This is a genomic window from Nitratireductor aquibiodomus NL21 = JCM 21793, assembly GCF_000615975.1.
Classification (GTDB): domain Bacteria; phylum Pseudomonadota; class Alphaproteobacteria; order Rhizobiales; family Rhizobiaceae; genus Nitratireductor; species Nitratireductor aquibiodomus.
In genome coordinates, this window is sequence record NZ_BAMP01000108.1 from 1 (window position 1) to 12823 (window position 12823).

The 12823-nt window shown below is 62.6% G+C and carries 8 protein-coding genes and 5 pseudogenes; 3 read left to right on the plus strand and 10 right to left on the minus strand.

All coding sequences use genetic code 11. The features are described from left to right. Positions 1-670 (plus strand): annotated as a pseudogene (locus tag JCM21793_RS27315) (DNA mismatch repair endonuclease MutL); the annotation flags it as partial. 63 nt (positions 671-733) lie between these two features. Then, complete coding sequence (locus JCM21793_RS20340) at positions 734-964, plus strand: DUF2093 domain-containing protein (protein WP_025031542.1); 231 nt, start codon at positions 734-736, stop codon at positions 962-964. A gap of 1 nt (position 965) precedes the next feature. Here the strand turns inward: JCM21793_RS20340 and lpxK are convergent, their stop codons facing one another. From lpxK to JCM21793_RS27325, 6 genes and pseudogenes are all read right to left on the minus strand, one after another. Beyond that, positions 966-1991, minus strand: coding sequence for a tetraacyldisaccharide 4'-kinase (lpxK, locus tag JCM21793_RS20345; protein ID WP_025031543.1), 1026 nt, complete (start codon positions 1989-1991; stop codon positions 966-968). Beyond that, a pseudogene (gene waaA / locus JCM21793_RS27320) lies at positions 1984-3302 on the minus strand (lipid IV(A) 3-deoxy-D-manno-octulosonic acid transferase). The gene lpxK and the pseudogene waaA overlap by 8 nt, the downstream one beginning before the upstream one ends. A 3-nt stretch (positions 3303-3305) precedes the next feature. Continuing rightward, positions 3306-4091, minus strand: coding sequence for a lysophospholipid acyltransferase family protein (locus tag JCM21793_RS20355; protein ID WP_007010080.1), 786 nt, complete (start codon positions 4089-4091; stop codon positions 3306-3308). A 26-nt stretch (positions 4092-4117) separates the two neighbouring features. Next, positions 4118-4366: a DUF4170 domain-containing protein gene (locus JCM21793_RS20360; RefSeq protein ID WP_007010079.1), complete on the minus strand. Its 249-nt coding sequence runs from the start codon at positions 4364-4366 to the stop codon at positions 4118-4120. A gap of 92 nt (positions 4367-4458) precedes the next feature. Continuing rightward, positions 4459-5259: a 3'(2'),5'-bisphosphate nucleotidase CysQ gene (locus JCM21793_RS20365; RefSeq protein ID WP_007010078.1), complete on the minus strand. Its 801-nt coding sequence runs from the start codon at positions 5257-5259 to the stop codon at positions 4459-4461. After that, positions 5246-6591 (minus strand): annotated as a pseudogene (locus JCM21793_RS27325) (TldD/PmbA family protein). Before JCM21793_RS27325 ends, JCM21793_RS20365 begins: the two are co-directional and overlap by 14 nt. Before the next feature lie 127 nt (positions 6592-6718). Here JCM21793_RS27325 and JCM21793_RS27330 point away from each other — a divergent pair. After that, positions 6719-8523: pseudogene (locus tag JCM21793_RS27330) on the plus strand (monovalent cation:proton antiporter-2 (CPA2) family protein). Positions 8524-8631: 108 nt separating this feature from the next. Here the strand turns inward: JCM21793_RS27330 and JCM21793_RS20380 are convergent. From JCM21793_RS20380 to JCM21793_RS27335, 4 genes and pseudogenes are all read right to left on the minus strand, one after another. Continuing rightward, the gene (locus JCM21793_RS20380) at positions 8632-9522 is read right to left on the minus strand and encodes a patatin-like phospholipase family protein (protein ID WP_025031544.1); all 891 of its coding nucleotides are present in this window, start codon (positions 9520-9522) and stop codon (positions 8632-8634) included. A gap of 3 nt (positions 9523-9525) precedes the next feature. Beyond that, positions 9526-10881: a M16 family metallopeptidase gene (locus JCM21793_RS20385; RefSeq protein ID WP_081784783.1), complete on the minus strand. Its 1356-nt coding sequence runs from the start codon at positions 10879-10881 to the stop codon at positions 9526-9528. Beyond that, positions 10878-12251 carry a M16 family metallopeptidase gene (locus tag JCM21793_RS20390; protein ID WP_025031546.1) on the minus strand — a complete coding sequence of 458 codons (1374 nt, stop codon included), beginning with the start codon at positions 12249-12251 and terminating at the stop codon, positions 10878-10880. Before JCM21793_RS20390 ends, JCM21793_RS20385 begins: the two co-directional genes overlap by 4 nt. Before the next feature lie 88 nt (positions 12252-12339). Next, positions 12340-12823: pseudogene (locus JCM21793_RS27335) on the minus strand (RsmD family RNA methyltransferase); the annotation flags it as partial.

A 12823-nucleotide genomic window follows, 5' to 3' on the forward strand; every position in this document is an offset into this window, starting at 1 on the left:
CCGAGCCCGGCCAGGCGGCGTTCGATGTGGGGGCTGCCCTTTCCGCCGATGCGCGTGCCGGCGAAGCGGAGGCGGCACCCGAATTGATGCGCGCGCCGCTGGGGGCCGCGCGGGCGCAGGTGCATGAAAATTACATCGTCGCGCAGACGGAGGATTCGCTCGTCATTGTCGACCAGCACGCCGCCCATGAGCGCCTTGTCTATGAGGCGTTGAAAGAGGCGCTGCATGCCCGCCCCCTCCCCGCGCAGATGCTGCTTTTGCCGGAGATCGTCGACATGCCGGAAGAGGATGCCGACCGGCTGTCCGCCCATGCGGACTTCCTCGCCCGTTTCGGGCTGGGGCTGGAGCGGTTCGGCCCCGGCGCCATCGCCGTGCGCGAAACGCCTTCCATGCTGGGCAAGGTGGATGTGTCGCAGCTGGTGCGCGATCTCGCCGACGAGATTGCCGAAAACGACACCGCCGATACGCTGAAGGAGCGGATCGACACATCGCCGCCACCATGGCCTGCCATGGCTCGGTGCGATCTGGCCGGCGGCTCAGGGCCGAAGAGATGAACGCGCTCTTGCGCCAGATGGAGGCGACGCCCGGCTCCGGCACATGCAATCATGGCCGCCCGACCTATATCGAGTTGAAGCTGACCGATATCGAGCGGCTGTTCGGGCGGCGGTGAGGCGATGCGCTTGACCTTAGCCTCGAAATATGGCGCAAGGAACCCCGATGAGAGGTTTTACCGATGAACCGTTTTGAAGGACCCGGCGCCCGCGAGGCGCGCATTCGCTATCTGGATGGCGATTTTCAGGTGATGACGCCCGGCGCCTTCGTGCGCTGCGCCGTGACCGAACAGCCGATCCAGCTCGACGATCTGAAATACTGGAGCGTTGCGCGGCAGGAAGCCTATGTGAACGCCGACACCTCGCTCGCCCGCGAGCTGGACGTGCATCCCGAACTCAGGAAGCGCCGCTGATCTATTTGAGCATGCGCACGCGCCAGGCCTCTATCGTGCTCTCGATGATGGTCACCGGCATGTCGGGCGCATCGAACGCCGCTTCCACCTGCAGCACACGGCAGTGGTCGGCCAGCGCGGAAAGCGCCTCGCTCCCGCCTCTAAGCCGCACGAGATCCTTCTCGGTGGTGATGAGCTGAAGCTCACCCTTCTCCGCCGCCGCAATCAGATCGCGCGCATCGTCATCATCGTAGGGGTGATGATCGGGAAAGCTCTTCCCCTCCACCACCGCGCCGCCGGCGCCCGTGACGCTGTCGAAGAACTTCTTCGGGTTGCCGATCCCGGCGAAGGCGAGAAACCGCCCGCCCTTGATCGCGCGCACGCCGCGCGCCTTGAGGCCAGCCTGAAACACCGGTCGCCCCGCCCGCGAAGCCTTGCGCACCACCAGATCGGCCGCGTTTCCCGCGCCCATGGTGAGGATCGCATCCGCATGGCGCAACTGGTCGATCAGCCGCGCTCTCAAGGGGCCGCCGGGAATGACATGGCCATTGCCCAGCCCGCGCCGCGCATCCACCACCATCACCGCATAATCCATGTGAAGCCGCGCGCTCTGGAAGCCATCGTCCATGATGATGAAGTCGCAGCCGATGCCGATCAGCTCGCGCGCACCGGTCAGGCGGTCGGGGGCGACCAGCGTCGGCGCATGCCGCGCCAGAAGCAGGGGTTCGTCGCCCACATGGCGTGAGAGGTCTTTCTTCGCATCCACCAGATGCGCCGTCGCCATCGAGCCACCATGCCCGCGGGTGAGAAATCCCGGTTTCCGACCAAGCTTCTTCGCCTGTTTTGCGAGCGCTATGGAAACCGGCGTCTTGCCCTCGCCGCCGACGGTGAAATTACCGACACACAGAACCGGCACGTCCACTTTGGCGCGTTTGGCCGAGGCCATCCGGTATCCGGCCACGAGACCATAGAGCGCGGACAGCGGCGAAAGGCTCCAGGCCCGCCAGTCCGCCGCCTCCCACCAGAATGGAGGTGCCTCGCTAGCCATGCCCCTCGTCGCCCTCGAGCCTGCTCTTGACGATCAGCGGATGGATATACGGGTCGAGCGCCTGCAGTGTGCGGTTCAGCGCGCCAGACATATCGTCGACTGCAGCGCGCCCCGCCTTGATCATGGTGCGGCGCGCCGAGTAATTGTTGAGAAGGAAGTTCACGCCACCGGCCAGCATCTCGCCGTCGCGCACCAGCCGCGCCCCGCCGGCGTCGATCAACCGGCGATAGGCATCGCGGAAATTCTGCACATTGCAGCCTGAAAGCACCGCCGTGCCCAGACGAGCCGGCTCGATCGGGTTCTGCCCGCCCGACTGCACCAGCGAGCGCCCGACAAAGGCCACTTCAGTCAATCGAAGATAAAGTCCCATCTCGCCAATCGTATCGCCAAGCAGAATGTCCGTCTCCGCAAGGACCGTATCGTTACGGCTGCGCCGCGCCACCTTGAGGCCGCGGGCGGTGAACTCTTCTTCCAGAGCATCCGCCCTTTCGGGATGACGCGGTACGATGATCGTCAAAAGGTCCGGGTGACGGGACTTCAGCTTCTCATGCACATCGGCGGCAATCGTCTCTTCGCCCTCATGGGTGGAGACGGCAGCCAGGTTTCCCGGTCGCCAATCTGCTCTTCAAGCGTGGCCAGCGCTTCCTTCTCCACCGGCGGTGCGTGGGTGTCGACCTTGAGATTGCCCGAAACGGTGACCGGTCTCGCCCCCAGTGTGCGGAAGCGCTCGCCGTCCACCTCGGACTGCGCCACCACATGGGCAAGGTTCTCGAAAAGCGCCTCGGCCAGATAGGCCCTCTTCTTCCAGCGCTCGAAGGAACGGTCGGAAAGCCGGCCGTTGACGAGCACCTGCGGCACCCGCCGCGCACCGAGCTCGAGAATGGTCATCGGCCAGATCTCAGACTCGGCCATGATGGCCAGATCCGGCCGCCAGTGATTGAGGAACCGGCTGACAGCCGGCTTCAGGTCGAGCGGCACATATTGATGGATCACGCCCTCGCCAAGGCGTTCTTCTGCCACCTGGGCAGAGGTCACGGTTCCGGTGGTCAGAACAATGTTGATCCCATAGCCGAGTAGATGCTCGATCAGGCCGATCACGGCCATGGTCTCGCCAACGCTGGCCGCATGCATCCAGATCAACGGACCGTCCGGGCGCGGATGGCCGGCGCGTCCGTAGCGCTCGTGCCGGCGGACGCGGTCCTCCTTGCCCTTTCCGGCACGCCAGACGATGTAGCCACCAATCATGGGGAAGGCTGCTGCACCCACCCAGCGATAGGTTGTGAGGATGGCGCGCGCCCAGCGTTCACTCATGGTTCACTGACCGTCGACCAGGGAGTAGGCCTGCCGCGTCGCCTCATTGAGCGAGTTGGTAACCTCACGACGCTTCTCTTCCATTGTCGCCTCGTCCGCATCGGACGTGACATAGATGGGTTCGCCCAGGATGACCGCGCTTCGGCCAAAGGGCAGGTTGATGGTGGTCTTGTCCCAGGTGCGCTCCAGCACCTTGCGGCGGCTGGTGGCAATGGCAACAGGAACGATGGGGCGGCCGGAAATGCGCGCCAGAGTGACAATGCCAAGTCCGGCCTCGCGCGGCGTGCCATGCGGAATGTCGGCGATCATCGCAACATTGCAGCCACGATCGATGGTCTTTTTCAGCATGATCAGCGCCTTCGCACCGCCTTTGCGAACGTCGCGCTCCCCCTTGCGGCCACCGGAGCCGCGAACGGTTTCAAAACCAAGTTTTTCCGCCACGAGCGCGTTCAGTTCCGCATCGGCGCTGCGGGAAAACATGGCCACGATCTTGTGCCGGCGAGGATTGATGGCGGGCCCCAGAATGTGCTGGCCGTGCCAGAGAGCGGCAATTGCCGGCGAATGGGCGTCGATTGCCGCCTGCAGGTCGTGCGATCCCTCGACACGCGGATTGGTGCGGTCGATCAGACGAATGGCACCCGCCATGAGCGTTGCCAGCGCCTGTTTCACAAAGCGCGACTTCGCCAGCGGCTTGCGAATACGACGCCATAGCTCCTTCAAAGGGCGGGGGCCGGTCTTCTTCCGATTGGCGGTCATGGCAGGGGAAGGCGCACTCGCCTTGTTTTCCATATGCAGTTCCTTGCTATCCCCAGGGGCTATCCCCGGGTCTCATCGGACGCAGGGTCCAGCAGGCGGTGAAGGTGAACGATGAAATAACGCATATGCGCGTTGTCAACGGTCTCCTGCGCCTTGGCGCGCCACGCCTTTTCCGCGGATTTGTAATCCGGATAGATCCCGACGATATCGACCTCGTCGAGATCGCGGAATGTCACGCCGGTCAGCGACGTCAATTCGCCGCCGAAGACCAGATGCAGAAGCTGGGAGTTCTCTTTTTTCTCGGACATGTTCGAGCCCATTTGCAGACGAATATGGCAATAAGCAAATCGCTAACCGCCCGTGTAGAGTAATTCCTGCGATTTTGGAACCGCAAACCCGATCATTCACCGATTGAGAGCGTTTGCGTCATGGCCTGCAGGAGCGCGCCACTGCCGGCAGCCAGCGCACCCTTCTTCGGGTCGGGGCCCGCATAGGAGGGCGTGTTTCCACGGGCGTCCCTGATCACGCCTCCCGCCTCGCGGAGGATCACGTCGGCGGCCGCCAGATCCCAGTCATGCGAATTCGGTTTGACGAAAGTGGCGTCAAGCGCCCCGCTTGCGACCATGGCGATGCGGTAGGCAAGTGACGGAACATAGCCGTAGGCCCTGGTTTTCTGCAGAATATCAGCAGGCAATTCAGAAACCATCGCCTTGGGACCGGCAACAACAAACGCATCGCCTTCCGGTTTTACCGCCAGGCGCTCCCCGTTGCGGAATGCGCCTCCGCCCCTCAATGCATGATAGGTTTCAGAAAGCTCCGGGCATTCGAGAACGCCCACAATGCTCTCTCCGCGATGCACCACACCGATGCTGACACACCAGATAGGCCGCCCGGCAATAAACGCGCGTGTTCCATCTATGGGATCGACGACAAACACCCGCTCACGGGCCAGTTCCTGATCTGCCAGTGCCGTTTCTTCCGACAGCCAACCATAATCGGGGCGTGCTGCAAGGAGTTCTTTCCTCAAAAAGCGGTCGACCGCATAGTCAGCCTCGCTGACCGGCGAAACACCGCCTTTCCACCAGACCTCGGGATCACGACGGAAGTATTTGAGCGCGATGGCTCCCGCCTCGCGCGCCACATCCGCGATCAATTCGAGATCGGCTTCAGGTGCCGCCTTCTGCGGTTCACTTTCCGGCAAGCGTCATGCCTTCCACAAGCAGGGTCGGAGCGGCCGTTCCAAAATTGCGGTCGATGTCACTGGCCGGTGTCATGTTGAGGAACATATCCTTCAGGTTCGAGGCGATGGTCACTTCCGAAACAGGATAAGTGATCTCGCCATTCTCGATCCAGAAACCCGCCGCACCGCGGCTGTATTCACCGGTCACGAGATTTACGCCCTGACCGAACACTTCGGTGACATAGAAGCCCGAGCTGATACCCTTGATCAGCGCTTCCGGCGTTTGCGTGCCGGGTTCGAGTGCCAGATTGGTGGAGGACGGATTGACAGACGAGGCGCCGCGCGTCCCTCGTCCATTGGTGCCCGAAAGACCGAGCTGACGGGCGACGGAGGTCGACAGAAACCAGTGTTTCAGGAAACCGTCCTCGATCATGACAAGCCGTTGGCCGGCAACGCCCTCGCCATCGAAAGGCCGTGAGGAAGGGCCCCGCCTGCGCTGGGGATCGTCCGTCACCGTTATGCCGGCAGCCGCAACCTTTTTCCCCATCATGTCGCGCAGGAAGCTCGATTTGCGCGCAACCGATGCGCCATTGATCGCCGAGGCCAGGTGACCGGCAATCCCGCGCGCCACGCGCGGGTCGTAGACGACCGGGTAGCGGCCGGTGTCGACCTTGCGGGGGTTGAGCCGCCGGACGGCCCGTTCACCGGCGCTGCGACCGATCTCTTCGGGCGCATCCAGATCGAGAAAATGCAGGCGCGAGGAGAAATCGTAATCACGTTCCATTCCGGTACCTTCACCGGCCAGAACGCTTACGGACCGGGAAAAGCGGGTCGCTTCATAGGCACCGATAAACCCTTCCGATGTCGCAAGCACCAGGCCGCCCGAGCCTGCATTCGCTCCACTGCCCGATGAATTGGTAACCCCGGACACATCGAGCGCCGCAGCCTCGGCGGCGAGCGCATCCTCCTTGAGGCGCTCGGCGGAGACCTCGGTTGCATCAAAGAGATCGAGATCGGTAGTAGCGTGCGCGAGCATATCCGGCTCGGCCAGCCCCTGATACGGGTCCTCCGGCGAAGCTTCGCCATCGCGACGGCGCGTTCGGCCAGCGGGGCCGGATCGGCATTCGCAGGGGCCGAGACGCTGGCGACCCGCCTGCCAACGAACACGCGCAAAGACATGTCATCGCTTTCGGACGCTTCCGTGCCTTCCACTTTGCCTAGCCGGACCGACACGCTTCTTGAGCGCGCGCGCACCACCACCGCATCGGACGCATCGGCACCAGCCTTCTTCGCAGCCTGCACAAGGGCAACGACCCGATCGGTCAGTTGCTGCTTTTCATTCTGATCTGTCATCGTAGTCCTGGCTGGAAATTGGTCGCGCATGGGAAACACCGGTCTGTTCCATTTATGATTCGCAGCGCACATGTGCAATGGTAAGCTGAGATTCCCCGGATACGCCCCGAGATACGCTGGAGACCCGATGGCCGTCGAAGCTGCTGCTGCCCCGCTCTACTACGAACCTCTGCTGCTCCTGGGCGGTGCAGTGATCGCCGCGCCCCTGTTCGCCCGCATCGGTCTTGGCACGATCCTCGGCTACCTCGCTGCAGGCATCGCCATCGGCCCGGTTCTCCTGCTCATATCGGACGGAGAAGAACTGCTCCACGTGGCGGAGCTCGGCGTGGTGCTGCTGCTGTTCATCATCGGTCTGGAGCTGAAACCGGCGCGCCTTTGGGCGATGCGGCGCAGCATATTCGGCATGGGGCTGATCCAGGTGGCCGCGACCGGTGTCGTCCTCGCCATGATCACGCTGCTTCTGACGGATCTTTCCTATGGCCCCGCTTTCGTTGTCGGCTTCGGTCTTGCCCTGTCATCCACCGCATTCTCGGTACAAACGCTGGAATCGCAGGGCGCGCTCAACAGCCGGTATGGGCAGACATCCTTCTCCATCCTGCTGTTTCAGGATCTCGCAATCGCCCCTCTCCTGGCACTGGTTCCGCTGCTTTCGCCCGGTGGCGAGGGGGCTGAAGCCATCAGCCTTGAACGGTTTGCGCTCGCCATTGCCAGCGTTATCGCGCTGATTGTTGCCGGGCGCTATCTGCTCAATCCGCTCTTTCGCGTCATTGCCAACACCGGTGCGAAGGAAGTGATGATCGCCGCAGCGCTTCTGGTGGTGCTCGGCTCCGCAACGGTGATGCAGATGGCCGGGCTCTCGATGGCGCTGGGGGCATTCATCGCCGGTGTCCTGCTCGCAGAATCCTCTTTCCGGCATGAGCTGGAAGCCGACATCGAACCCTTTCGCGGCATTCTTCTTGGCCTGTTCTTCATGGCCATCGGCCTTTCGCTAGACCTGCGCATCGTGCTGGAAAACTGGCTGTCGATCCTGATCGCCGTGCCCATCCTGATGCTGGTGAAGGCCGTTATTCTTTATGGCATCAGCCGTGTCTTCGGCTGTGAGCACAACGGCGCCGTTCGCGTTGCAGCCCTGCTGCCACAGGGCGGTGAGTTCGGTTTCGTGCTGTTCACGGCCGCCGCCTCGGCTTTCATCTTCCCGCAGTCCACTGCATCCCTGCTGATCGCCATCGTCACCGTTTCCATGGCGCTGACGCCGCTTTCCGTGCGGCTTGGCGAAATGCTCATCCGCACGGAACCGGCAGAAGAGATGGACGAGGATTTCGAGGGTGCGGGTGCCGATGTGATGATGATCGGCTTTTCCCGTTTCGGGCAGATGGTTTCGCAGGTGCTGCTTTCGGGCGGAACCGAGGTGACCATCATCGATCATTCAGCCGACCGGGTGCGGGCTGCCGAGCGTTTCGGGTTTCGCATCTATTTCGGCGACGGCCGGCGCATGGAAGTGCTGGAAGCAGCGGGCATCCGCAATACGAAGATCGTGGCTGTCTGCACCAATGGCGCAACCGCGACGGATCAGATCGTCAACCTGATCCGCGACGAGTACCCGCATGTGCGGCTCTACGTACGCTCCTACGACCGGGCCCACACGCTCTCGCTGCGCGACCGCGACGTGGAGTATGAGATACGCGAAACCGTGGAATCAGCCTCATTTTCGGCGGCAGGACCCTGCAGGCGCTGGGGACCAGCGAAGAGATCGCCAGCGAAATCGTCGAGGATGTGCGCCGACGCGACGAGGAGCGGCTGGCGATCCAGTCCGTCGAAGGCATTTATGCCGGAAACGACAAGATGCGCGTGCGTCCGGTCACGCCCGAACCGCTGATCAAGCCGAAGCGCGAAAGCCAGCGGATCGATCAGGACGAAGAACCCGTTGGCTAGGGCATTTTGCAGTCAGGTGGAATCACCTGACGTCCGCACAAATGCGGAGAAACAGACAGATAGTGCAGAGCGGCGTTTCCGTGAAACGGTGAACCGCTCTATCTGAAATTACGCGCGGGCTTTTTCGAAATCGGCGACGGCAGCGTCGATGGCACGTTTCAGTTCTTCGCGAATCGCTTCGGTTTCGGCGAGAATCGCGTCGATTTTCATGAAATCGAGCACGCGAAAGCGCGAAACGGCCGGGCGAATGAGAATATCCGGGCGCCCGTGTTCCAGCTTCATGGCGATGATCGACTGCATCATCAACTGGCTTGCACCGAACATGAGCTCGATCGACGTGGGGGGCTTGCCGCCCGTGTCGTTCGGTGCGCCCACGACGTCGACGGCAATCAGGATGTCGGCACGCCCCTCGACCAGGTCGAAAGGCACGGGGTTGTAGATTCCGCCGTCGATCAAAGTGCGCCCGCCCCGCTCCACAGGACGAAACACAGCCGGGATCGCCGCCGACGCGGCGAGCGCTTCCGCAAGGGCTCCGCTTTCAAGCACCGCTAGCTCGTGTCGGAAATAGTCGGTGGCGGTGACACGCAGCGGAATTTTCAGTTCTTCGAAGGTCCGCGGCACACCCGCCGGCAGGAATGCGCTGATGATGCGTTCCGCGTTGAACTGGCCAACGCGAAAGCCGCCTTCCATCATTTCGGCGAAATTTCCGGGCCGCGCTTTCCACAGGCGGCTGGCGACCTCGGTGCGGCTGCCCAGAATGGCGCGCGCATGGGCGTGGATGTCCTTGCCGCTGATGCCGGCGGCAAAGCCCGCGCCCATGAGCGCACCGATGGAGGAGCCGGCGATGACGGTCGGCGTGATGCCCAGCTCATCGAGCGTTTCGATGATATGGATGTGCGACAGGCCGCGCGCGCCACCACCGCCGAGCGCAAGCGCGAAGCTTGGTCCGCCGGCTGGCGCCCTGCCTTTCGTCACGTCGTTCGCCAACGCCGTTTCCATCCGTCAGCCTCCGTTCTGGGCCTGCTCTGCAGGGCCGACCACCAGCAGTGCCGGTTCCTGTGAAAGAATACGCTTTGCGGCTTCCTTCACATCGTCCAGCGTGACGGCGTTGATAAGATCGGCGCGGCGCTCCAGATAATCAATCCCCAGATCGTCCTGCTGCAGCCCGACCAGCGTGCGGGCGATGGCGGTGGAGGAATCCAGATTGTTGATCGCATAGGAGCCGATGACGTAGGTCTTGGCCGCTTCCAGTTCCTGCTCCGTCGGGCCCTCGTCGCGCAGGCCGGCGATCACATCCTCGATGACCGAAAGCGTTTCACCGGCCCGTTCGGCGCTGGTGGCCGTCTGGATGGCGAGCGACTGGGCATGGTCGCGGCTGTGAAGATAGGACGACGCGCCATAGGCAAGGCCGCGCTTCTCGCGCACCTCGTTGAAAAGACGCGAGGAAAACACGCCGCCGCCGAGTATCTGGTTGAACAGATAGGCGGAGAAGAACTCCGGATCATCACGCTCCACGCCGGGATAGACGAGCTGAAGCGTGGCCTGCGGCAGGGGGTATTCGACGCGGATTTCCTGGCCGAGCTTCGGCGCGATGTCGGCGACGGGCTGAAGCCCGGCCTCCTCCGGCAGACCGCCGAACACCTCGTCGAGAACACCGGCAAGACGCCCGGCATCGATCGCGCCCACAACACCGATGGTCAGGTTCGAGCGGGCAAAAACGCGAGCATGGAAAGCCTTCAGGTCTTCCGGTGAAATGCTGGCCAGGCTTTCAAGCGTGCCCTCGTCGGGATGGGCATAAGGATGATCACCATAGAGCGCCTCGGAGAGTTTTAGAAAACCCTGCTTGCGCGGATCGCGTTCGTCCGAGCGGATGCCGACGGCAATCTGGCTGCGGATACGCTCGACCGGATCGGCATCGAAGCGCGGGCTGGTGATGGCAAGCCGCACCAGGTCGAGAACCTCGTCGCTGTTTTCGGCAAGCATCCGCACCTGACCGGATATCTCGTCGGAATTGGTGCGAAACGACATCTCCGCGCCCAGTTCCTCCAGCTTCAGCTGAAACGCATCGGAATCGAGATCGCCAGCGCCTTCGTCGAACAGGCCGGTCATGAGATTGGCGATGCCTTCCTTGCCTTCCGGGTCCTGCGCGGAACCACCCTTGAAGGAGAACTGGAAGGTGATGATCGGCAGTGAATGATCCTCGACCAGCCAGGCTTCGATGCCTTTCTGCGAGGTCACATCCTTTATCTGCACCGCCGCCTTTGCGGGCACGACGACGAGGATCAGGGCGAGCAGCGCCCCGGCGTTGAGGAAACTGCGCATAAAAACACCTGGATGAAAATTCAGTCTCTGTCTCACGAGCGGTCCCCTTCTTGCGGAAGGAGGTAGCCCTTCACGGCATGATCCATGTCGAGATAGCGTCTGGCGGCGGCCTGAACGGCCTCAACGGTCACAGCTTCAAGCCGCTCCGGGAGGCCGGTTATGTCCTCGACCTTGCCGCCTGTCGCCAGGACGGCGCCGAAAAGGTTGGCACTGCGCACCTGGCTGTCGCGCATAAAAATCTGGTCACGCAGGATTTTTGTGCGCGCGGTCTCCAGTTCCTCCGGGGTAATGCCTTCGTTCCTGATTTTGTCGATCTGGGCCACAAGCGCGGCCTCGACCGTTTCAAGATCGGCACCGCCGCGCGGCTCGCCGTAAACGACGAGGGCGGAATAATCATACGCCGCACCCTGCAGATAGCTGCCGGCGCTGGACGCGATCCCCTGCTTGACGACGAGATCCTGGTAGAGCCGGCTGCGCAGCCCCTCGCCCAGAACCTCGGAAAGGATGGCGAGCGCCTCGAATTCACCCTTCTCGGCCCTGCGCGCGGACGGCACATACCAGTTGATCGACAGGTTGGGCACGGTGACGCGCGGATCGCGGAACGTGACATCCCGCGTGGTCTTCTGGTCAGGCTCCATCGGGCGGCCGCGTGGCGGCAGATCGGGTCCGCGGGCGATCTTGCCGTAGGTCTCTTCGGCCATCGCGCGCACCGCATCGGCGTTTACGTCGCCGGCAACCACCAGAACGGCATTGTTGGGCGTGTAAAACCGGTCGTAGAAGCTCTTGAGGTCGTCGTGCGTAAGCCCCTCGATCTCCTGCTGCCAGCCAATGACTGGAATGCCATAGGGGTGATTCTGGTAGAGCGTGGCATTGAGCTCCTCCGAGAGAATGGAGGATGGCACATTGTCGGTACGCTGGCGCCGCTCCTCAAGCACCACCTGGCGCTCGGTCTCGATGTTCTCTTCCGAAAGCACCAGATTGCGCATCCGGTCGGCCTCGAAACGCATCATGTCCGGCAGTTCGGACGGTGCGATCTGCTGGTAATAGGCCGTGAAGTCATAGGAGGTGAAAGCGTTCTCGCTGCCGCCCACCGCTGCAATTGCCGCAGAGAACTCGCCCGATGGATAGGTGCTCGTGCCCTTGAACATCAGGTGCTCAAAGAAATGGGCGATGCCCGATTTTCCCGGCTCCTCATCGGCGCTGCCCACCTTGTACCAGAGCATGTGCGTGGCAACAGGCGCCCGGTGATCCGGGATAACGACAACGTCAAGGCCGTTTTCTAAAGTGAAGCTGGAAACGGCAGTGTCATCCTCGGCTTCCTGCGCGGTGGCTATTGACGGCGCTGCGACTGCAACGATGAAGGCGAACGCCGCGCTCAGAGCGACATTCGCGATGGAATTTCTCATGGACAAGCCCTGTACGGTTTGTGGTGCACCCGCGCACAATGCCACGGCTCATGACAAGGCAAAGCTATCGGCGCAAAAGTGACGAAACTCAGGCGCGCTCGGCAAAGGTTGCGCAGGAGGTACCGTATTCACGCCGTTCAATGAGCCGAAAACCTTCCGGCGGCTGGAACGGTGAGCCTGCTGCTTCCTCGACCATGACCAGCGCGCCGGGTGCAAGCCAGCCACCGGCCAGCGCGGCAGCGAGCGCCTTTTCGCCAAAGCCCTTGCCATAGGGCGGGTCGGCCAGAACGACATCAAAAGGCTGTATCGTTCCCACCTCGCCGATCCGCGTCGCATCGCGGCGGAAAATCTTGGCGCGCCCCTGAAGACCGAAATTCTCCACATTGGTGCGGATCAGCGCGCGGGCGGCAGCCGCCTCCTCGATGAAGAGCGCAAACGCAGAACCGCGCGAAAGCGCCTCGAGCCCGAGCGCGCCCGTGCCGGCGAAGAGATCGAGCACGCGCGCGTTTTCCAGCCGGCCGGCATGGCGGTGCTCAAAATGTTGAACAGCGCCTGGCGGGTGCGGTCCGACG

Coding starts and splice junctions, on each gene's coding strand:
- JCM21793_RS20340 (WP_025031542.1), top strand. CDS start 734: ATGAACCGTTTTGAAGGACCCGGCGCCCGCGAGGCGCGCATTCGCTAT.
- lpxK (WP_025031543.1), bottom strand. CDS start 1,991: ATGGCTAGCGAGGCACCTCCATTCTGGTGGGAGGCGGCGGACTGGCGG.
- JCM21793_RS20355 (WP_007010080.1), bottom strand. CDS start 4,091: ATGGAAAACAAGGCGAGTGCGCCTTCCCCTGCCATGACCGCCAATCGG.
- JCM21793_RS20360 (WP_007010079.1), bottom strand. CDS start 4,366: ATGTCCGAGAAAAAAGAGAACTCCCAGCTTCTGCATCTGGTCTTCGGC.
- JCM21793_RS20380 (WP_025031544.1), bottom strand. CDS start 9,522: ATGGAAACGGCGTTGGCGAACGACGTGACGAAAGGCAGGGCGCCAGCC.
- JCM21793_RS20390 (WP_025031546.1), bottom strand. CDS start 12,251: ATGAGAAATTCCATCGCGAATGTCGCTCTGAGCGCGGCGTTCGCCTTC.